Here is a 19,848-nt window from a genome sequence, read left to right as displayed (position 1 = left end):
TGGCCTTCAGCCATCCAAGGAAGGGCCGACCATCGTTGCTAACTGGTCGTAAACATGTGGACCAGCTACGAGAAACGGGTTGCCTTCGGTCAGCCCGTTTCCTCGGAAGAAATCGTTTCGCCGGCCACCGGCTTCGTCGATCAATACCAGCGCGGCCAGGCAATCCCAGCTCTTGAGTTGCGTCTCGTAGTATCCGATCAGCCGTCCGGCTGCGACGTAGGCTGTCATCAGAGCACCGGAACCGTTGCGGATGAACATGCCGCCTTCGTCCAGCAACTGCTGCAGGAACGGCATGAAGTACTGCTTGCCGGTTGGATGGAAGGTACCCGTCCCGGTCAGACCCTCGCGCACATGTTCGGCCTGACTGATTTTAAGCGGCGTATCGTTGACCCAGGCGCCGCGACCGATGCAACCATGGAACAGCTCGGAATGGTTCGGGTCGGCAATGGCGCCAAGACAGGGTTTGCCGTCGAGCATCATGCCGACCGATACGCACCAGTTATGCAGTCCGTTGACGAAGCAGGCGGTGCCGTCGATAGGATCAATCACCCAGACGCAACGTGCCGAGAGATTGGCCTGTCCGCTTTCCTCCCCGAGAAATCCATCCTCGGGAAATTCACGTTCGAGCTCTGCGCGAATGAACGCCTCGAGTTCGCGGTCCGCCACGCTGACCACGTCCTGTTCATCCTCGTTCTTGATTTCCACCGTCAAGTCGCGCCGGCCGTTGTAATAGGCCATGGCACGCTCGGCGGCGCTCAGGGCAATGCGTCGGGCGAAGTCGTAACGCGGCGCCAGGTCGATGTCGATGGCCTTGGGGTCGAGAGGAGATGATGTCATGGAATGATCTCTGGTCGTTGACGGTACGGCGGGATACTAGACGATCGCTGGCCGGTTTGTTGCGCTGAAGACTAGCAAAGGATGAGCCGATGGTGCCCTTGGCCGCGCAGGAAAGCACCGTTGTGCCGTTCCGTTTAGTCGATTGCAACTTTGCCACTGGTCGCTTAGCTAGGCCCATTCACCAAGGCACGACGGCTCTAGCTCATGCAGCATAGGGTTCAGCGGTTTTGGCGCGATAAACGGTCGGAACGCCGCAGAAAGGCCGGGTGTCGATCGCAGGGTCAGAAACTCATCGAAGGATGCGCGTAATGGACAAGGAGATGACTTTTGCCGGGAAGGCAGACCAGGATTCGCGACTGCGCTGGATGGATATGCTGCGTGGTCTTGCGATATCGCTTGTCGTCGTGCACCACTGCGTGGTGTACATGTACGAAAAGTACCCGGAAACCTTCGCGTTCCTGAAGGAGGTCAGCGAGCTGATCGCGCCGATACGTATGCCCGTGCTGTTTTTCCTGTCGGGAATGTTGCTTGCCGGTTCGATCGACAAGGGCCTCGGCCGCTATGCCCGGGGCAAGCTGAACAATCTGATTTATCCCTTCGTGATCTGGACCCTGATCCTCTATCTGCTGTACCAGGCGCGGGAAGCCTTGCTCGGCCTGCCGTCCGAAATCGACCTGTTCAGTGCGCTGGTCCATGACCCCTGGCATCACCTGTGGTTCTTGCACTACCTGGCAATCTATTACGCTGTCGGCTTTTTTCTGTTCAAGAGCGGTCTGCTGGTGGCTGCACTCTTCTCCGTCACGCTGTATCTGATCGGCTACGCCTTCGATTACGGATATTTTACAGCGCTGTTCATGTTCTTCATGGCCGGTGCTTTTGCCAACCGTACTTCCGATTGTCCGCGGTGGATCGCTGCGCACCGCATTCAGCTCACCTGGATGGGGCTGGGAGTCATTGGTCTGTGTCTGCTGGCGGTAGCCTTGGGGCTGGCCCCGATCGCCAAACATAATCTGACGTATTGCATCATCACTGCTGCGGCGATTCCGATGATGATCAATCTGGCGATCCATGCGCAGCGGTGGTCGGTAGCTCCGAGCCTCGCCTATCTGGGCCGCAACTCGCTGGTGTTGTACATGGTCCACGTACCGGTGGGTATTGCATTTCCCTTGCTGCTGGAGCGCTTCGCTGGCTTCAATCCCTTGTACGTGTTCCCGCTGTATCTGCTGATGGTGTTCGCCGCCTGCCTGGGTGTCATCTGGTTACGCCATCGGTCAAGACTGGTCGATCTGTTCTTCTCTGCGGAAAATCTCTACCCGCGCCGCCGGACGCCGGTGCCGCGAGCCGTCTAAGCGAGGCCTTGGGCGACGGGCAGGCGCTCGATCAGCCCGTTGCACACGCGGATGACGCTACCCTGGAAGCTCGAACCCCTCCTTACTAGTCACCGCGCAATCCGGGCAGACGAAGTCTTCAGGCAAGGCTTCCCATGCTGTCCCAGGCGGGTAGCCAAGAAAGGAGTCACCTTCGGCCTCGTCGTACTGATACCCGCATTCCGGACATCGATAGCGACTCATGCTCAGGCCTCTGCTGAGGTGTCATCCAACCGGTAACGACGCATTAGTTTGCGGCGCTTGGCCTGCTCGAAATTGATCCTCGATGGGTCGCGACCCACCGCATCGAGCAAACGTTTATCCATGACGTGAAACCAGAGCGGCGGTACATAGGCCAGCAGATACATGCCGAAGTAGCCGTTGGGTAGCCGCGGCAGATCGGGGAAATCGCGCAAGGACTGGTAGCGGCGGGTAGGGTGCGCATGGTGATCAGAGTGCCGTTGCAGATGAAACAGCGCCCAGTTGGAGAATAGGTGGTTGCTGTTCCACGAGTGGTGGGGCTGGCAACGCTCGAACCGGCCGTTGGCCAATTGCTTGCGTAGCAGGCCGTAGTGCTCGATGTAATTGGCTTGTGTCAGCTGAAACGCGCCCCAGAAGGCGATCAGCAGAAGAATCGGGAGCATTTCCAGCCCGAAGATGGCGATCAGAGCAGCGTACAGAGCGATGCTTATCAACGCCGGCTGGATTACCTCGTTATCCAGGCTCCAGACCGACTTGCCGCAGCGCTCCATGCGCTCGGCCTCCAGATCCCACGCGCGAAAGAAGGCTCCCGGAAGCTCGCGGAAGACGAACCGGTAGATGCTTTCGCCCATGCGCGCCGAGGCGGGGTCTGCCGGCGTCGCCACATCGCGGTGGTGACCGCGGTTGTGTTCGACGAAAAAATGACCGTAGAAGCCCAGCGCCAGGGTGATCTTGGCCAGCCAGCGCTCCAGCCCGCTTTTCTTGTGGCCCAGCTCGTGTCCCAGATTCAGTCCGTAGCCCAGGGTGCCGCCGGCGGACATGATCACCGCGAGCACGCCGTACCAGGGCAGCTCATGCGTCCCGAGGAAATACACGCTCACAAGGAAGCTTGCCCACAGCACGGGCACCAGGGCATAGGTAACGTATCGGTAGTAGGAATCGGCCTCGAGCGCGGGCACTGCCTCTTCGGGAGGATTGCTCAGATCTTCACCAATGATGAAGTCCAGCACAGGAATGACTACGTAGCTGAACACCGTGGGTAACCACAGCCAGAGGATCTTTGGCGATACGAACATGTACAGCAGGGGGCCGGTGAGGGCCGTCATCGGTACCAGTAGTGAGAACAGCCATAGATAGCGCTTGCGATCGACGTAGGTCGCTTCAGGCATGGGTGACGCAGTGGTAGTCATAGCCGACCCCTTTTGTTGTTTTTGGCATCGTCGAGCCGATGATGCGCCGGCGTAGCCAGCGCAGCTACCGTTGCAACGGGCAGATAATCGTCATAATGTGCCAGCGAAAGTGTCTCGAGGTGAGTCGATGTTGCCCGAACCGAGATGGCTGAGCCCGTCCATTCATCCTGTGTATGCGCGGCTGGTGTGCGCCGAGCTGCGGCGGCGTGGCTTCAGCGAGGCTCAGGCTATTGCTGACACGCGACTGGACTGGCATTCACTGCATCACGACAACAGCTTTTTGAGTGCCGAGCAGATTCAGCGTCTGATCGTTCACGCAGTCCAACTCAGTGCCTGCCCCTGGCTGGGCTTCGATGTCGGTCGGCACACGGATGTCTCCGCCCACGGAGCCGCCGGGTACGCGGCGATCAGCGCGGTCGATGTGGGCGGCGCCTTCACCACGATCGAGCGTTATGCGGCCCTGCGCCAGGACCTGGCTGCGTTTCGTGTCGATACCTCTACCCGGCCCAGCCTGATTCTTAACGAATACCTGATCAGCGCCGAGACGCGGGTCTATCTGCTCGGCCACTTCACTACTGCCATTTTGCGTCTGCTGGAAACCATCACTGGCCAGCCCCCACGGGATCTGATCACGCTGGAATGGCCGTTGGCGCAGCCGGACTGGTCAGAGGCTTTCTCATCAGTAGCCGTCCACGTCCGCTTCGCCAGTCCCTGTCTGCGCATCGTGCTTCCCGAGGGCTACCTGAACACGCCGTGTCTGGCTGCCGACGTTGAGGCTCACCGACAGGCGCTGCGAGACTGCGACAATCAATTGGAGCGGCTGGCACGCGGCGGCACGCTGAGCGAGCGGATAAAACGCCGGCTGCTCGAGTGCGGTCGGCGGTTCCCTGCGCTGGAAGAGATGGCGTGCGCCGAACACATGGCGCCGCGCACGCTGATCAGGCATCTGCAGGCCGAAGGGGTGCGGTATCAGTCGCTGCTGGACGAGGTGCGCAGCGATCAGGCGTGCTGGTTGCTCAGCCAGACCAGTCACAGCATCGAGTCGATCGCCGAACGGCTCGGTTATCAGGACACCAGCAACTTCAGCCGCACCTTTCGCCGCTGGTTGGGTGTGACGCCGCGACAGTTCCGCCAGCAGGTCACAACCAGGCCGGGCTAATGCCTTTGAAGCGCATTCTCTCTACGCTGGGCAGCCATCAGCGCCCCGATCCCGAGAACCATCATCGCTGCCGCCAACCACAGGGCGCCGTGGTAGCTCCCTGTCGCGCTGGCGATATATCCGGCGATGGCCGGGACGACGATCTGAGCGATCCCGTAGCTGATCGTCAGTCGAGCCATGGCCTTGGCTGGATTGGCCGGAAAACGTCGACCGATGATCGACAGGGTCAGGCTGACGATGCCAACGAAAGTGTTGCCGTACAGCACTGCAGCGAGCAGGTTGGCTGCGCTGCCTTCGCTCACCGCCGGCAACACGATCGACACGATCTGCAGGGCGTATGCCAGCATCAATGCGCGAAGCCCGCCTGTGAGAGTGGCGATACGGTCCCAGAGAAAGGTCGAGGGCGCTGCGGCGAGGCCGACCAGAACCCACATCCAGCTTCCCCAGCCGGAAAAGATCGGCAGCCGTTCGACAATGGCCACGATGAAGGTAGCGCTCACCACATAGCCGGCGCCTGCGCAGAAATAGGCCGCGATGAACAGCCGCATCCAGCGTCGGTCAGGAACCGGGTCCATGGGGATGCCTTGCTGCTGGTCGGTAGTCACCGGAGCTGGCGCGGGCAGCCATAGCCAGGCCGGGACGGCGAACACCAGGCCCAGCAAGCCCAGCCCCAGCCATTGCTCCGCCCAGTCGAGCCGCCCGATCATCAGGCCGACAGCGACGCCGGAAACGGCGATACCGATGCCCAGCCCGGCGAAGTGCACACCCAGCTCCGGTTTGTACTGATGGCGGATCAGCCAATTGAGTGCCAGTCCGGATGCCAGCAGCAGCCCAGCCGTGCTCGACAACCCGGCGAGGTAACGCCAAAGGGTCCACCAGTACACGTTATCGGTCAGACCCATAGCCGCAGTGGTCAGCACCCCCAACACCAGCCCGATGCGATACATCACGAACTTGCGTTGCAGGCTGCTGGTGGTCGCTGCGATCAAGGCGCCGGTGATATAGCCCAGGTAATTGAACGTCGCCAGCCAGCCGCCAGCGAGGTCGCTGAGCCCGGCCCCATCGCGCATGACCGGCAGCAGAGGGGTGTAGGCGAAGCGAGCAAGCCCGACGGTCAGGATCAGGGCGCAGATCCCCGCGAGGATCACTCGTGTGGGCCCGTGCCCCTCGACGGCAGATTGTGCAGGGCCCGGCATGCTAGCTGTCCTCCCACGCATACTGCATTTGCCGTGCGGTGGCCTTGGCCGCCTTCGGCCCGAGGATCCGACCGACCAGATGCAGGCTCATGTCGATGCCGGCGGAGATGCCTGCCGAGGTGAGTAGATTGCCCAGGTCGACGAAGGGGACGGACTCCACCACGTCCAGCTCGGGATAGGCCGACCGCAGGCCGGGAATGTCTTCCCAGTGGGTCGTCACCCGCTGGTTGGTCAGCAGGCCGATTCGCGCCAGCAGGAAGGCGCCGGTACACACCGAGGCGACAATGCCCGCTTCGCTGCAGGCCCGCTGCAACCAGCCGAGTGAGGCGGGATCGTTCAATGGCTGAGCGACCACTCCGCCCGGCACGATCAAGACATCGGCCGCCGCGGCATCGTCGAAGTCGACGTCCGGCACCATGCCGAGGCCATGCCGGGCGCTGACAGTCGATCTGCTGCCCGACACGGCTTCGACCACGAAAGCGGGGTGAGGCAGCAACCCGTCACGCTGTGCCACGCGCGACGCAACGGAAAACACTTCATAGGGCCCGGCGAAGTCGAGGATCTCGACCTCCGGAAAAAGCATGATTCTTACCCGCAATGAGCGATGCCGCACCTGCTGGGCCAGCTGTTCCGGATCGGCATTGTTCATGGACCACTCCTGTGTGACGTCATGCTTGACGCGCCGATGCGCACGGCCGTAAGGTCGGACGTATGACTAATCCGGCATCGTTACACGCATCGATGATTATGACCGCCATTCGAGCTTTGGCGGGTTAGCCTACGTCCCCAAACCCGCCTGGAAGGCGGGTTTTTTCATGCTTCGTCTTCCAGGCAGAACAACAGAGCCAGGAGAGCCGAACATGCAAGCCCCAGCAGTTGATACGGTCGACGAACCCGACCGACCTCCCACCCGAGCGAAGGCGACACCGTCGGCATCATCGCTTCCACGCGATGAGCTGATCAAGGACTACGTGACCCGTATCCTCGCTGCGCCGGTCTACGATGTCGCCATTGAAACGCCGCTTCAGCCCGCCGCGCGACTGTCCTCCCGCCTCGGCAACCAGATCCTCCTCAAACGCGAGGATCTGCAGCCGGTGTATTCCTTCAAGATCCGCGGCGCGTACAACCGTGTCGTTCGGCTGGATGCGGCTGTCCGTAACCGTGGCGTGATCGCGGCGTCTGCAGGCAATCATGCGCAGGGGCTGGCGCTGGCGGCGCAGCGCCTCGGGATACGGGCGCAGATCGTCATGCCGCTTACGACGGCGCGGATCAAGGTAGAAGCTGTACGCGCTCGCGGGGCCCAGGTCATTCTGCATGGCGAGGCGTTTTCCGATGCCCTGGCCCATGCGCTGTTGCTGGCTACGGAGCAGCAGCTGGAGTTCATCCCGCCTTACGATGACCCCGATGTGATTGCCGGGCAGGGCACGGTAGGCATGGAGTTGCTGCGCCAGCAACCTGGACGCCTCGACGCGGTGTTCGTTCCGGTAGGTGGCGGCAGCCTCATCGCCGGTGTGGCGGCGTACCTGAAGCATCTGCGACCGGAGGTACAGATCGCCGGCGTCGAGCCGGACGATTCGAATTGCCTGCAAGCCGCTCTCGCCGCGGGCGAACGCGTCGTCCTGCCTCGCGTGGGCCGCTTTGCCGATGGGGTCGCCGTTGCGCAAATCGGCAAGCACAACTTCGAACTGTGCCGCCACCTGGTCGATGACGTCATTACCGTCGATACCGCGGAGATATGCGAGGCGATTCGCGACATATTCGAGGACACCCGATCGCTCGTGGAGCCGTCCGGCGCATTGGCCGTAGCGGGGCTGAAACGCTATGTGCAGCGCACGCAGTGCAAGGGGGCGGTGCTGGCAGCGATCAACTCCGGAGCCAACTTCGACTTCGACAGGCTGCCTGACATTGTCGAGCGGGCCGGGCTGCGTCAGGCCCTGGGCTGAGCAGGCAGACTGAACCGCGGCGGTCAGCAGGCTGTCACATCAGCATCCAAGCGGCGGAACACAGTCATGCAGACGATCGAACTGGGCGGGGCAAGCGTACCTCGCATAGGCCAGGGCACCTGGTACATGGGCGAAAAACCGGCACAGCGTCAGGCCGAGGTCAGAGCTCTGCGTGAAGGCCTGGGCCTCGGCATGACGCTGATCGATACCGCTGAGATGTATGCCGAGGGTGGCGCCGAAGAGGTGGTCGGCGAAGCGATTCGCGGCCGGCGGGACGAGGTCTATCTGGTCAGCAAGGTCTATCCGCACAACGCGAGTGTCGATGGGGTCCAGGCCGCGTGCGAGCGAAGCCTGCGCCGCCTGGGCACGGACACCATCGATCTCTATCTGCTGCACTGGCGCGGCCAGTACCCTCTAAGCGAGACGGTGGAAGGCTTCGAGCGGCTGCGCGAGCAAGGCAAGATTCGCCGCTGGGGCGTGTCGAACTTCGACGTCGCCGATTTCGAAGAGCTCGATGAGCCGGAATGCGCCACCAATCAGGTGCTCTACAACCCGGAGGCACGCGGTATCGAGTATGACCTGCTCCCCTGGCAAGCGCGCAACACTATGCCGCTCATGGCTTACTGTCCGATCGGGCAGGGTGGGTTGCTGCTGCACGAGGTGGCGTTACAACAGATAGCCGAGCGACACGCTGCGACCTCTGCTCAGGTGGCCCTGGCCTGGGCACTGCGCCATCCGGGTGTCATTACCATTCCCAAGGCCGTGAACCTGGAGCACTTGCGGCAGAATGCTGCGGCCGACCGGATCCGGCTCGACGAGGGCGATCTGGCGCTGATCGACGCTGCCTATCCACCACCTACCCGCAAGCACTCTCTGGAGATGGTATGAACGAGCGCGCCAATGCCTATATGGACGTCACTCCGTTAACGCCGCTTCAGACGAACCAGCCGGTAGATGTAGGTGATGACGATAAGAGCTATTACGGCTACGGATATCGGGTCGAGATAATCGGTGACCTTTTCATACTGCGCCTCAAGGACGTAGCCCCCGAGCGCGAGCAGGGCGGTCCACTGCAGCGAGCCGACCGTCGAATAGGCTATGAAGCCAACCATTGGCATCCGGGCGAGGCCCGCCGGCACTGAGATGAGTGCGCGAATGGTCGGGAGCAGCCGGCCAAAGCATACGGCAGCCTTGCCGTGGCGGCTGAAACAGTCGTTGGCCTTTTCGGTATCCGCCGGACACATGGTCAACCAGTAGCCGTGGTGCTCGGCGAATGCATCAATCGAGCTTTGCCCAGACGCGCTCCGGCGTAGTATCAGGGAAGCGCCCCAACGATCAAGCCGGCCGTGCCGGCCGCAACGACCCCGAAGAAATTCCATTCACCCTTGGCGGCAGAGAAGTCCGCCGGCGGCGTGATCAGCTCCGACGGGAGGGGCGGAAAACTATTCTCGACGAACATCAGCAGAAACACCCCGATGTAACCGGTGCTGGCGACGATATCGACGATGATTTCGACCACGGTGGTCAGGGCTCCTGCGCGTCGTTGTTGCCTTGCTCGGGCCGGTTCGCACGTTCGAGCGAAGCGTAGAATTGAGCAAGGTCACGCATCTGATCGGGCGTCAGGCGCTGCGCGGCGCTATGCATGATTTCAGCGTACTCGGTACCGCCGCGCTCGCCCGCTGCGAACAACTGCAACTGCAATGCAAGGTAGTCCGGATACTGACCAGCCAAAACCGGGTACATTCGATTGCGCTGTGCCTCCGACGGGCCATGGCAATGAATGCACGATGGCACCTTTTGTTCCTTGGCACCGATCGCAGCAAGTTCGCTGCCGCGGGCGACGGCTTCCAGGTCAGGTTGTGCCTCGTCGCGACTGGTGACCGGAGGTAGCTGGGCATAATACTCGGCCAGCTGTCCGAGCACTTCATCGTCCAGCCCGGCTGCTATGGGTTGCATCACGCCACTGGCGCGGCTGCCGCTGGCGTAGGCTTTCAGGCTGGCCAGCAGGTACGCCTGGTTCTGCCCGGCGAGGATCGGGAAGGCGCCCGTGGCCCGACCTCCGCCGTCAGGGCCATGGCAGCGCGCGCAGTCTGCCAGCACCGGGCCAAGGGGATCGGACAGGGAACGCAGGTGTTCTGGGGCGACCGCCGCAGGGTTCTCGGCTCGTTCGCCGAAGGCCAGTTGCCGATAGCGTTCGGGCGACATCTCCGGCAGTTGTTGCAGAAACGCGACAACCGCCCATACCTCGTCATCGCGTTTCAGTGCGGGCCAGGCGGGCATGGCGGTGAACTTGATACCATGCCGGACTATCCAGAACAGCTCCTGTGGCTCCCAGCGGCTGATCCGCGAAGGAAGATACGGTGGCTCGGGGGTCATCTGCTGAGCGATCAGCGATTGCCCGCGTCCCGGCGCGCCGTGGCAGACCAGGCAGCCAGTTTCGAAATGACCCGCACCTTTGAAGATCAACGCCGGGTCGGCCAGATTCTCGGGCACCTCGATGCCCAGCGACTGGGTCGAAACCGCGCGACGCATGCTGTAATGCAGAAACCAGCTGGTGACCGGCCAGTGCCCTGAGCTGGCGCTGATCGAGACCAGTCCGGCAGAAGTCAGTGCCAACGCACCAGCTCCCAGCATCAGTAATACCAGCGCAACGCCGAGCGCCAGCCGCCTGAACAGACTGCCTCCGAGCCAGTCGAAGAAGCGCTCAAGGAAGCTGCGTAGCATGGCCTTCATCCTTCAGCAAACGGGTGAGCAGGTAGAGCGCCCCGACGAGATAGGCGACACCACCGAACACCAGCATGATCACACCGCCAGTCTGCTGATCCTGCAACACACTCAAGCCGAACCAGGGAGATGCAGTGTGCGCGAACAGCGCCCGGTCGGCGGTGGCCAGCAGCACCCCGAGCAGGGTCATGTGCATCGAGGTCAGCAGCAGACCGGCTACGCCAGCAGCTATTCGCGTGCTGTCCTGCTTCGGGCCACCGAACGCCGATAGCCAGATCAGCAGCCCAACCAGCAGATAACTGAGCTGTTCTGCCACCATCAAGCTGTCGTGCATGCGTGCCAGGTGATGCAGGCGCGGCGTGTGCCAGGCCCAGACCACGACCAGCTCGATCAGCGAGGCCAGTACCGGCGAACCCAGCCAGGGTATACGGCTGCCGATATCGAAGCCGGTCGCAGCGAGCCCTACTGCTATCAACGGTGCGGCCAGGGCGATGACCAGCACGTGCATAAGCATGTGCGCGGAAAACGACTGGTTTGCCAGTTCCGGCAACGGCCCGAGCCAGCACAACGCGAGCACGCCCAGGCCAGCCAGTCCGATCACAGCACGGCCTGTCACGCGCAGCTCCTTATGAATACCACACAGAGCATGACGAAGATGGTCGAGACGAAGCTCAGCCCGCACAGCAACAGCGTGGCGAAGCCCAGGAAGCGGTGCCGGTCTTCGGGGGTATCGAAGTCATGCGGAGCGGTAGCGGTGCCAAAACTGTGCAATTTCCAGCCGCGCAGGCCGGTGAGGGCGATGCCGATCAGAGCCACGACCGTGTAGCCGGCAATGATCAGCCGCACGTCGCCGAGCATGCCTGCGCGTCCGATTTTTGCGCACCAGATAGCGGCCGTGACGTAGGAGAGCACGAAGTGCAGCGCCCAGATCCCAGGTCCGAATGTGATCAGCCATAGCGATTCACGCGACTCGGGTGGCGCTTCGGGAACATCCTCCGCTGGAAGATTGGTCTGGTCGGTCATGCTACCTCCGGGAAGCCGGCGATGACCGCAACGGTCACGCCCACGGTGATTGCCATGAAGTGCCAATACAGGCCGACGTTCTGGATATCGATGTCATGCCGGGCGGTCATGCGTCCGGCCAGGCGGCGAGCGAGGCAGTACAGCTGCATGATCAGGCCAACCCCAAGGTGCAGCAGGCACCACAGAATCAATACCCAGACGGTGGCCGGATACACATCCCGGGTCGGGTCAAGCCCGGCGAAGTGCGGGCCGGCCCACAGCGCCGCCGCACCGGCCACGGTGCACAGGGCGGCGACCCCCAGGCTCAGGTAGAACCCGATTGGATGATCGGTCCGGTTGAGCCGGCGGCTGAGCAGCGTCAGCGACCAGGACGCCAGGATCAGCGCAAGGCCCGCCAACAGCCAGACGGTGCCGGGATCGGGCCCGTCCGCTGGCGGGAAATCGCCATGGCTGGTCCAGAAGAAGAAATAGCCGAACACCAGGCTGGCGAACGCACTCATGTCGCCGATCATCGTGATAAACATCGCCCACCAGCCGACCGATTGTGGCCCGGATGCGTAGACCGGCAGGGTGACGCCCAGGCCGACGTTCTTGCTGTCCTTCTCGTGGATGACAGCGGTGTCGGTCCACAACCAGAGAAGGATGGTGCATAGCGCCAGCGCGCCGCTGATCAGCGCGGCAACGTACCAGTGATAGGTTGCGAAGATGAACAGTCCGCCGGTGAATATCGCTGCCCAGATCGCCTTGAAGGTCGGCCCCGGCACGCGCAGACACTGAATCGGGACGGCGTCGATGATGCTGGTGATCAGGGTTTCACGCTTGCCTTCCTCAGCGTCGGGCAGATAGTAGCGACCCTCGTCGACTTCGCGCATGAGGTTCGGCTGGTCCCACAGCGGATAACGGCTGCGAATGATCGGAATCGAACGAGCGCCCCATGGCATTCCGGGGACTTCAGCCAGCCACTCGAGCGTGCCGGCATTCCACGGGTTGCGCGGGCTGTACGGCTGCTTGCCTTTCGGCCTGATCACGTCCCACACGATAAATGCCACCCCGGCCGCGAGTATGTAGGCACCGACGGTAGAAACCATGTTCAGCACATCGAAGCCCTGGTCGGCGCCGTAGGTATAGACGCGTCGTGGCATGCCCAGCAAGCCGGTGAAGTGCATCGGCAGAAAGCCCACGTTGAAGCCGATGAACATCAGCCAGAAGCCGATCCGCCCGAGCCGATCGGAGAGCAGCTTGTCGCTGATCAGCGGGTAGAAGTAGTACATGCCGGCGACTACTGGAAACAGCACGCCACCGATGAGTACGTAATGCAGGTGGGCGACGATGAAGTACGTGTCATGCGCCTGGAAATCGAAGGGTGCCAGCGCAACCATGACGCCAGTCAGACCGCCGAGAACGAATATCGCCAGCGCGCCGGAGACGAACAGCATCGGCACCGAGCTGACGAAGCGCCCGGCCAGCGCTGTCGCCAGGAAACAGAAGATCTGAACGCCAGTAGGGATGGCCACGGCCTCGGACGCAGCCGAGAAAAACGCCAGCGAAATGGCCGGCATCCCCGTGGTGAACATATGGTGCACCCAAAGCCCGAAACTGATGAACCCGGTGCCGACGGCAGCCAGTACGATCCAGCCATAGCCAACGATCGGCCGCTGCGCCGCGGTAGGCACGATCATCGCTACCAGCGCGACCGCCGGAAGGAAGATGATGTACACCTCGGGATGGCCAAAGATCCAGAACAGGTGCTGCCACAGGAGCGGGTCCCCGCCGCGGGTCTCGTCGAAAAACGGCCAGTCGAAGGCGCGCTCCATCTCGAACAGCAGATCTCCCGCGATCAACGGCGGGAAGGCGAACAGAATCATCGCGGCGACGACGAGGATGTACCAGGAATACAGCGGAATCAGGTTGATGCGCATGCCCGGCGGGCGCGTCTTGAGCACACCGACGATCAGCTCGACGGCCGCGGCAATGGACGCCACCTCGATGAACGACAGGCCCAGCAGCCATATGTCGGGGCCGAGACCTTCCGAGTATTTGGTCGTCAATGGCGGATACATGAACCAGCCGCCATCCGGCGCCACGCCGAAAAAGATCGAGCCACAAACGAACACGCCGCCAATCAGGAAACACCAGAAGCCGAACGCCGATAGCCGCGGGAAGGGCAGATCGCGTGCCCCGAGCATCTGCGGGAGGACCAGGATCGAGAACGCCTCGAAGATCGGCACGCCGAAGAGAAACATCATTACTGAGCCATGCAGCGTGAACATCTGATTGTACGTCTGCGCGGACAGCAGGTCGTTATCGGGGACAGCAAGTTGGGTGCGCATCAACAGCGCGAGCACCCCGGCGAACAAGAAGAATATGAAGGCGACACCGGTGTACCAGAGGCCGACCTCAGTATTATTCACGGCAGACCAGTAGCGCCAGCCGGTCGGCGTTTTCCAGGTTTCGGCCAGTCGGGCCGCCTGAGCCCGGGCGCGCGCCGGGTCGTATGGAGGCAGGGCTTCGATGCGATCGCTCATTTCAGCTCGCTCAAATAGTGCGCCATGTTGCGCAGTTCGGCTTCGGGCAGCATGTCGAATGCCGGCATGTGCGCGTCCGGCTTGATTCGGTGGGTCTGGGCTATCCAGCGTTCAAAGTCGGCTACGTCCACGCCGAGCGTGCCCGCGGCCAGCGACAGTCGACTTCCCACATGAGTGAGGTCTGGTCCAAGCATGCCGTCGGCGTCGGTGCCGCGGATACTGTGGCAGGCGCCGCAGCCGTTGCGCTCGAACGCTGCCTCGCCCTTGCGGCCATTCTCGGTCCGCGGTGGCTGGGCTGGCTGAGCTTGCGCGGCGAGCCAGGCATCGAACTCCTCCACCGGCATGACTACGGCTTCGAATTCCATCAGCGCATGCGAGCTGCCGCAATATTCTGCACAGACGCCGCGGAACACGCCGGTCCGGGTTGGCTCCAGCACCAGCTCGTTGACCCGACCGGGGATCATGTCCATCTTCCCGCCCAGTGATGGAATCCAGAACGAGTGGATCACGTCGGGACTACTCAGCTCGAACACCACCTTGCTGCCGACCGGTAGCCGGATTTCATTGGCCAGCTCTATCGCCTCTGAACCCTCCGGCTGATAGCGCACCCGCCACCACCATTGCTCACCTGCAACGGCGATGCGCAGGTCGGCGTCGGCGGCAGAGCGCAGGCCCGGCATCATCGCCAGCCCATACATCAACAGGATAGTGAGCACCACGATGGGAAACGCAACGCCGCCGCCGAGGATCAACCAGCGTGCAGAGGTTTCGCTGTGCGCTTCGGGTCGCGCCTTGGTGACGTAATAGGCCAGAGCAAGGACTGCCACCCATATCAGCATGCCGCCGATGCACATCCACCAGAACAGCTCGGCAATATCCTCGGCACCGCGCCCTGCGGGGTGCAGCGCGGACTGACGTCCGTCACACGCACCCAGCACCAGGGTCGTCAGAACGAGTGCTGAGAATCGAAGGGTGCTACGGCATCCTTTTGTCACATCTACGGCTTCCGGCTCGCTTCACGTTCGCCGTTCGACAGCGCCTCGGTCCGAAAGTTGAAATGATGTTCAACCGCCAGCACGCGCTTCGCAGCGCTTGCGGCGTTCATCCACCCGATTGGCGAACCAGGCGGTGGTCAGGTCGCGGGTGATCTTCGGGCTTTCAAGCTTGATGCCAGGGATCATCGCGCGCGCTAGCGGCTTGCCTTCTGCCTTATCGGCGTATTCGTACAAGCGTTCGTACAGGCGAGTCTTTTCGAAATCCAGGGAATCGCCACGTTCCAGATCGCGGCGGATGGCTCGGTCGCTCATGCCCAGTTGCGTGGCGATCGAACGCACCGCCCGTTCGGTCGCGCCCGGCTCGGTGGTGCCATGGCGTATCAGATCGCCATCGAGTGCCAGCTTGATGCCGGTCGCATGCGTGACGGCATGTTGAAACGCAGCGTTGCGGCTGGCATACCAGCCGGCGTTGAAATCGGCATAACGGAACACGGGGCGATCGTAACTGACCGGGTAATCGAGCAGATGCGCAATGCCGAAGAACATGCCGCCGCGGCGGCTGAAGACCTCTTCGCGCACCGACTCGTCGATCGCGTACGGATACTTGCTGCGATAGGACTCGGCGAACGGGATGCTGACCTGCATCGGGCCGCCGGTCTGCACCGGGTTCAGCCCGCCGAACAACTGCCTGCCGAGGGGCACCATGCCGATGAAGTCATCGAAGATAGCGTTGAGTTCTTTCTCGGTGCGCACCGTGGCGAGCCGCTGCGAATAGGTTTTGCCGGTCGGCGACTCGATGTTCAGCGCAGCGTTCACGACGAACTTGGGTACGTACAACCGGGAAGCTCGCCTGTCTATCTCGGCGCGAGCGATCTTCGCCAGGCCGGGCACCGGCGGTGCCACCTGGAAGGTCGACTCCTGCTGGGTTACCGCCAGCACCGAACAGATGTTTCGGGTGGTTGGCTCTATGTCCAGCGTCGAGAATGCAGTGTAGATATCCGCTGCCCAGCCCTGGCGGTCCGGGATCTCGGCGGGGATCAGGCGGGCTATCCTGGCGCGGACTTCGTCCGGCTTGTACGCAGGGTCTTGCATCGGCTGTGTGCTGCAGCCGACAGTGAGCAGTACCAGTCCCAGCCAGATTCCATGAAACAGGCGGCCTTTGCGAAGGGTGCTCCGGCTGGCTGTGTGGCGCGGCGGCCAATACATATCAAGCATATTTTTCTCGGCTTTCAGTCGACGTTGAAGCGGACGTGCCGGCAGGCTGGGTGGTCAAAGCGGGGCTGCCGCGTGGCGCACTTCATCTACCAGCCGCAGGATCTGTTCCGCGAGTATCCCCGGGTGATCCTCCGGGGTGAAATGCAGACCGCCTTCGATACGATGCAGTGGCGCGGAGAGATCGCGGGCGAAGCGCTCGCCGTACTCGATTTTCTGGAACGGGTCGGCTGCACCCCAGACGATCCGCGCCGGAATCGCCAGGCCGGGAAGGGCGTCCTGGATCGCCAGAGTGTCATGCACATCGAGTGCCTCGATCTGTCGGATCAGGCTGGCGGCACCGCCATGCCTGGCATACGGCTGCCAGTGCTCTTCCAGGGCCTCTGAAGCCATGTCCTTGTTGTCATGGCCGCGATGCATCAACACTCGCAGGATCTGCTTACCTGCGGCGCCAGGGAGATGGCTTATGAGTGGCCCCCCAGCATTCAGGGCCTTGACGCTGGGTATCGGCCAGGAGTCGTAACCGATCGCGTTGGTCAACAGCAGGCCAGCGCACAACTCGGGACGGCGGACGGCGGCAATCTGCGCCACGCCGCCGCCAAGGTCATGTCCGACCAGCACCGCGCGTTCGATGCCCAGGTGATCCATCCACTGAGCGAGATACTCGGCCTGATGGGATATCGACAGATCCTGCCCGGCTCCGGCAGGGATCGAGTCACCATAGCCAACCATTTCGAAGGCCAGGCAGCGCACGCCTTCCAGTTTGGGCATGACATGGCGCCAGAGGGCAGGGGAGGTCGGAATGCCGTGCAGGAGCACGACCGGCAGGCCTTCGCCCTGCTCGAGCCAACGCATGGTTATCCCGTGAACGGTCGCGGTTTGGCTGTGCATTGCTGTACTCCCCTTGGTTTGTTGGGCTGTTTATGTGGACTCGGCGCGGACGCGGGTGTTCAACGCAATAGCATCGCTGGCTTCGGTGCGGGGGATCAGTTCGGTGTATTCCATCGCATCAATCAAATGAATCAAGCGATATATCTGCGGCGGGCGGTGGGAACGGCTTGCAGTTTCGCTTTCTCCAACATGCGTGGCCGAACCGGCACCTCCACGCGTTTGGCTGCGCCCCAAAAAGACCAATAAAAAACCGGAGATACCATGAAGCCTACCAAAGCCAATGCCCGGCCCGGCGGCCACCGTTCCCTGTGCGGCACGCCGCTGCGCCGCTCGCTCGGTCTGCTCGGCGCGCTCGTACTTGCCCAGCACGCCGGGGCTGCCGATTATTCCGCGCAATCTTTATATAGCGGACCAGCTCCCAGACCAGGCCCCGACATTCTTTATGAAAAGCCGCCACGCGCGCCGCAACTGGAAAACACGGTCATATGGAAGGCCGAACCAATCCTGATCTCCGGTGCAAGCGCCTATCGTCGAGGTGAGTTCCTGTATCAGGACTATCTCTATGATGACACCGGCGCCAACGGTACCGTCCCCGACGCCACCGCCGGGGCCCGCGATCCCTCCAGCAATGGCAGCTACAGCTATCCGACTCATCCAGACTATGCGGGTAATGCGGCGGATCTGGTCGAACTCAGGGTCAAAAAGCACGGCCAGGACACGGTGTTCCGCTTTACCTTGAATACGCTTCTTGCGCCCCAGAAAGTGGGCGTAACCCTTGCTATTGGCGAGTCAGCGACGCCGGTCGAATTTCCCCACGGTGCCAATGTGAGCGCCCCCGCTGAGCTGTTTTTGACCTGGCATGGTGCGCAAGCCGAGCTGATCAACGCCGCGACTGGCCAGGCCTTGTCGCCCGCGCCGCTGGTTAATGTCGACACCGAGCGTCGCCAGGTAGAGGTGCGCATTCCGGCGTCGGCCTGGGACCCGGGCGAGCGCGTGGTGCGACTCGCTGGCGGTGCCGGGTTGTGGAACGCGCTGACGGGTCGCTATACGCTTCCTGCGGAAACTGCGGGAATGACCACACCGGGCGGCAAGGGGTTGCTTACCAGGCCTGCGGCCTTCTTCAATGCTGCCTTCCGCTTCGAGGAAACCGGCAACTGGCGGGACGGGAAACAGGCCGAGGCGCTGAGCGCTGGCGACCTGAGCGATCTCTTCGTGCAGGTCGACTTCGCCAAGCTCAAGCGCGGCATCACCGATAACCTTCACGGCCAGCCCAAAGGCGTGCCCCAGCACGGAGCGATGAACCGAATCCTTGCCAGCCATTCGGAGACCCGGCAGGGCGCTGACTGGACGAGCGAATGCGGTGAAGCGACCGGGTGCGTCGGCAGCCTGCTTGGGCAGCTCCAGCCCTATTCCGTGTATGTGCCGGTCGGAGCGGAGCCGGAAAGTGGCTACGGGCTGACCTTACTGCTGCACTCACTGGGCCAGAACTACAACCAGTACTCGGGCAACAAGCACCAATCGCAGCTTGGCGAGCGTGGCCAGGGCCACATTGTCATGACGCCGGCCGGGCGTGGTCCGGATGGATGGTACGTGGAGCATGCTGGCGCCGATACGTTCGAAGTCTGGGCCGACGTAGCGCGACACTACCCTCTGAATCCTGCGATGACCAACATCACCGGTTATTCCATGGGCGGTTATGCCACCTACCGTTTCACAACACGCTTCCCCGACTTGTTCGCCAAGGCGCACACTGTCGTCGGGCCACCGTCGATAGGTATCTGGGCACCGCCGTTGGAGAGCACCGGTGGGCAGGAAAGCAGCACCTATGATCAGTTGGAGAGCGTCCGCAATATTCCCTACATGATGTGGATAGGTTCCGCTGACGAACTGGTGCCGTTGTCCGGCACTACCGCACAGGCGCAACGCTTCGACGCACTGGGCTATCGCTACCGCTTCGACACGTTTGCGACATCGGATCACCTGTTGCTCGCGGTCAACGATGAGTACGGCCCGTCGGCGGAGTTTCTTGGCGACGCTACGGTCGATCGCAACCCGCATCACGTGAGCTACGTCGTCAATCCGGCGATGGATTTTGCCAACGTGGGGGTGGTCGGGGACCACGCGTACTGGCTGTCCGAGATGACCGTACGGGATCCCTATGCTCAGACCGGGCGAGCGAAGGTCGATGTCATCTCGCATGGCTTCGGTCTTGGTGATCCAGCGGCCAGCGCGACTCGCAGCGGCTTGGGTGTGCTGGAAGGGGGCGCGCTCGGACCCATGCTCTATACCAGCCAGTACAAGACGTGGGGTACGGCTCCGCTGCGGCCTGCCGCAAACCGACTGAGCATCACGGCTCGCAACCTGGCGACGATGACCGTACATATCGATCGGGCAAAGGTCGGTTGCGACGTACAGCTTGATGTCGATACCGACGGACCGGTGACCGTTACCCTTGAAGGCTGCGCAAGACAGGAGTCGTTCCGCTAAACGCCTGGACCGTATCGCACCTGTCGCCGGTTGCGATACGGTTCCTTCAGAGCGAATCAGCTCATCGAGAAGCGCCACCACTGCCTGAGTACACCCGG

18 protein-coding genes and 1 pseudogene are annotated in these 19,848 nt (G+C 62.2%); 5 read left to right on the top strand and 14 right to left on the bottom strand.

Annotation, left to right across the window (positions count from 1 at the left end):
* Positions 1 to 6: 6 nt before the first annotated feature.
* Positions 7 to 837 carry an inositol monophosphatase family protein gene (locus tag BLT85_RS09505; RefSeq protein WP_093393764.1) on the bottom strand — a complete coding sequence of 277 codons (831 nt, stop codon included), beginning with the start codon at positions 835 to 837 and terminating at the stop codon, positions 7 to 9.
* A gap of 308 nt (positions 838 to 1,145) precedes the next feature.
* Here BLT85_RS09505 and BLT85_RS09500 point away from each other — a divergent pair, with 308 nt between their 5' ends.
* Positions 1,146 to 2,186, top strand: a complete 1,041-nt coding sequence (locus BLT85_RS09500) for an acyltransferase family protein (protein ID WP_157718160.1) — start codon at positions 1,146 to 1,148, stop codon at positions 2,184 to 2,186.
* A gap of 57 nt (positions 2,187 to 2,243) precedes the next feature.
* On the opposite strand, the gene BLT85_RS09495 is transcribed toward BLT85_RS09500, so the two are convergent.
* Together BLT85_RS09495 and BLT85_RS09490 are read right to left on the bottom strand one after the other, a co-directional pair.
* Positions 2,244 to 2,408 carry a rubredoxin gene (locus BLT85_RS09495; protein ID WP_093393758.1) on the bottom strand — a complete coding sequence of 55 codons (165 nt, stop codon included), beginning with the start codon at positions 2,406 to 2,408 and terminating at the stop codon, positions 2,244 to 2,246.
* Between the two features lie 2 nt (positions 2,409 to 2,410).
* Positions 2,411 to 3,595 carry an alkane 1-monooxygenase gene (locus tag BLT85_RS09490; protein WP_093393755.1) on the bottom strand — a complete coding sequence of 395 codons (1,185 nt, stop codon included), beginning with the start codon at positions 3,593 to 3,595 and terminating at the stop codon, positions 2,411 to 2,413.
* A gap of 127 nt (positions 3,596 to 3,722) precedes the next feature.
* Here BLT85_RS09490 and BLT85_RS09485 point away from each other — a divergent pair, with 127 nt between their 5' ends.
* Positions 3,723 to 4,754 (top strand): AraC family transcriptional regulator, encoded by a 1,032-nt coding sequence (locus BLT85_RS09485; RefSeq protein ID WP_093393752.1) that lies wholly within the window; start codon positions 3,723 to 3,725, stop codon positions 4,752 to 4,754.
* On the opposite strand, the gene BLT85_RS09480 is transcribed toward BLT85_RS09485, so the two are convergent.
* Both BLT85_RS09480 and BLT85_RS09475 read right to left on the bottom strand, forming a co-directional pair.
* Positions 4,751 to 5,950 carry a YbfB/YjiJ family MFS transporter gene (locus BLT85_RS09480; protein WP_093393749.1) on the bottom strand — a complete coding sequence of 400 codons (1,200 nt, stop codon included), beginning with the start codon at positions 5,948 to 5,950 and terminating at the stop codon, positions 4,751 to 4,753. The genes BLT85_RS09485 and BLT85_RS09480 overlap by 4 nt on opposite strands.
* A 1-nt stretch (position 5,951) precedes the next feature.
* Positions 5,952 to 6,599: a DJ-1/PfpI family protein gene (locus tag BLT85_RS09475; RefSeq protein WP_093393746.1), complete on the bottom strand. Its 648-nt coding sequence runs from the start codon at positions 6,597 to 6,599 to the stop codon at positions 5,952 to 5,954.
* Positions 6,600 to 6,906: 307 nt separating this feature from the next.
* Here BLT85_RS09475 and ilvA point away from each other — a divergent pair.
* Together ilvA and BLT85_RS09465 are read left to right on the top strand one after the other, a co-directional pair.
* Positions 6,907 to 7,875 (top strand): annotated as a pseudogene (ilvA, locus tag BLT85_RS09470) (threonine ammonia-lyase, biosynthetic); the annotation flags it as partial.
* 84 nt (positions 7,876 to 7,959) lie between these two features.
* Positions 7,960 to 8,781 (top strand): aldo/keto reductase, encoded by an 822-nt coding sequence (locus BLT85_RS09465; protein ID WP_093393739.1) that lies wholly within the window; start codon positions 7,960 to 7,962, stop codon positions 8,779 to 8,781.
* 35 nt (positions 8,782 to 8,816) lie between these two features.
* Here BLT85_RS09465 and BLT85_RS16890 read toward each other — a convergent pair whose 3' ends face one another.
* From BLT85_RS16890 to BLT85_RS09425, 9 genes are all read right to left on the bottom strand, one after another.
* The gene (locus tag BLT85_RS16890) at positions 8,817 to 9,137 is read right to left on the bottom strand and encodes a DedA family protein (protein WP_231701459.1); all 321 of its coding nucleotides are present in this window, start codon (positions 9,135 to 9,137) and stop codon (positions 8,817 to 8,819) included.
* A gap of 71 nt (positions 9,138 to 9,208) precedes the next feature.
* Positions 9,209 to 9,412 carry a DedA family protein gene (locus BLT85_RS16885; RefSeq protein WP_231701458.1) on the bottom strand — a complete coding sequence of 68 codons (204 nt, stop codon included), beginning with the start codon at positions 9,410 to 9,412 and terminating at the stop codon, positions 9,209 to 9,211.
* Between the two features lie 5 nt (positions 9,413 to 9,417).
* Entirely contained in the window at positions 9,418 to 10,617 is a 1,200-nt protein-coding gene (locus tag BLT85_RS09455; RefSeq protein WP_093393736.1) for a c-type cytochrome, read from the bottom strand.
* A complete protein-coding gene (locus BLT85_RS09450; RefSeq protein WP_093393730.1) occupies positions 10,598 to 11,233 on the bottom strand; it encodes a cytochrome c oxidase assembly protein in 636 nt (211 codons plus the stop codon). The genes BLT85_RS09455 and BLT85_RS09450 overlap by 20 nt, the downstream gene beginning before the upstream one ends.
* Positions 11,230 to 11,640 carry a hypothetical protein gene (locus BLT85_RS09445; protein ID WP_093393727.1) on the bottom strand — a complete coding sequence of 137 codons (411 nt, stop codon included), beginning with the start codon at positions 11,638 to 11,640 and terminating at the stop codon, positions 11,230 to 11,232. Before BLT85_RS09445 ends, BLT85_RS09450 begins: the two co-directional genes overlap by 4 nt.
* Positions 11,637 to 14,165: a cytochrome c oxidase subunit I gene (ctaD, locus tag BLT85_RS09440; protein WP_093393724.1), complete on the bottom strand. Its 2,529-nt coding sequence runs from the start codon at positions 14,163 to 14,165 to the stop codon at positions 11,637 to 11,639. The genes BLT85_RS09445 and ctaD overlap by 4 nt, the downstream gene beginning before the upstream one ends.
* Positions 14,162 to 15,160 carry a cytochrome c oxidase subunit II gene (gene coxB, locus BLT85_RS09435; protein WP_093393721.1) on the bottom strand — a complete coding sequence of 333 codons (999 nt, stop codon included), beginning with the start codon at positions 15,158 to 15,160 and terminating at the stop codon, positions 14,162 to 14,164. Before coxB ends, ctaD begins: the two co-directional genes overlap by 4 nt.
* A 69-nt stretch (positions 15,161 to 15,229) precedes the next feature.
* Entirely contained in the window at positions 15,230 to 16,366 is a 1,137-nt protein-coding gene (locus BLT85_RS09430; protein WP_157718200.1) for a DUF1615 domain-containing protein, read from the bottom strand.
* 63 nt (positions 16,367 to 16,429) lie between these two features.
* Complete coding sequence (locus tag BLT85_RS09425; RefSeq protein ID WP_093393715.1) at positions 16,430 to 17,263, bottom strand: alpha/beta fold hydrolase; 834 nt, start codon at positions 17,261 to 17,263, stop codon at positions 16,430 to 16,432.
* Positions 17,264 to 17,524: 261 nt separating this feature from the next.
* Here BLT85_RS09425 and BLT85_RS09420 point away from each other — a divergent pair, with 261 nt between their 5' ends.
* Positions 17,525 to 19,750, top strand: a complete 2,226-nt coding sequence (locus BLT85_RS09420; RefSeq protein WP_093393712.1) for a glucodextranase DOMON-like domain-containing protein — start codon at positions 17,525 to 17,527, stop codon at positions 19,748 to 19,750.
* The last annotated feature ends 98 nt before the right edge of the window (positions 19,751 to 19,848 follow it).

It is taken from the genome of Halopseudomonas xinjiangensis, from assembly GCF_900104945.1.
GTDB lineage: Bacteria > Pseudomonadota > Gammaproteobacteria > Pseudomonadales > Pseudomonadaceae > Halopseudomonas > Halopseudomonas xinjiangensis.
The sequence above is the reverse complement of the archived record's forward strand: the minus strand, read 5'-3'. Positions and strand labels throughout refer to the sequence as shown.

Coding starts and splice junctions, on each gene's coding strand:
- BLT85_RS09505 (WP_093393764.1), bottom strand. CDS start 837: ATGACATCATCTCCTCTCGACCCCAAGGCCATCGACATCGACCTGGCG.
- BLT85_RS09500 (WP_157718160.1), top strand. CDS start 1,146: ATGGACAAGGAGATGACTTTTGCCGGGAAGGCAGACCAGGATTCGCGA.
- BLT85_RS09495 (WP_093393758.1), bottom strand. CDS start 2,408: ATGAGTCGCTATCGATGTCCGGAATGCGGGTATCAGTACGACGAGGCC.
- BLT85_RS09490 (WP_093393755.1), bottom strand. CDS start 3,595: ATGACTACCACTGCGTCACCCATGCCTGAAGCGACCTACGTCGATCGC.
- BLT85_RS09485 (WP_093393752.1), top strand. CDS start 3,723: ATGTTGCCCGAACCGAGATGGCTGAGCCCGTCCATTCATCCTGTGTAT.
- BLT85_RS09480 (WP_093393749.1), bottom strand. CDS start 5,950: ATGCCGGGCCCTGCACAATCTGCCGTCGAGGGGCACGGGCCCACACGA.
- BLT85_RS09475 (WP_093393746.1), bottom strand. CDS start 6,599: ATGAACAATGCCGATCCGGAACAGCTGGCCCAGCAGGTGCGGCATCGC.
- BLT85_RS09465 (WP_093393739.1), top strand. CDS start 7,960: ATGCAGACGATCGAACTGGGCGGGGCAAGCGTACCTCGCATAGGCCAG.
- BLT85_RS16890 (WP_231701459.1), bottom strand. CDS start 9,137: ATGTGTCCGGCGGATACCGAAAAGGCCAACGACTGTTTCAGCCGCCAC.
- BLT85_RS09455 (WP_093393736.1), bottom strand. CDS start 10,617: ATGCTACGCAGCTTCCTTGAGCGCTTCTTCGACTGGCTCGGAGGCAGT.
- BLT85_RS09445 (WP_093393727.1), bottom strand. CDS start 11,640: ATGACCGACCAGACCAATCTTCCAGCGGAGGATGTTCCCGAAGCGCCA.
- ctaD (WP_093393724.1), bottom strand. CDS start 14,165: ATGAGCGATCGCATCGAAGCCCTGCCTCCATACGACCCGGCGCGCGCC.
- BLT85_RS09430 (WP_157718200.1), bottom strand. CDS start 16,366: ATGTATTGGCCGCCGCGCCACACAGCCAGCCGGAGCACCCTTCGCAAA.
- BLT85_RS09425 (WP_093393715.1), bottom strand. CDS start 17,263: ATGCACAGCCAAACCGCGACCGTTCACGGGATAACCATGCGTTGGCTC.
- BLT85_RS09420 (WP_093393712.1), top strand. CDS start 17,525: ATGAAGCCTACCAAAGCCAATGCCCGGCCCGGCGGCCACCGTTCCCTG.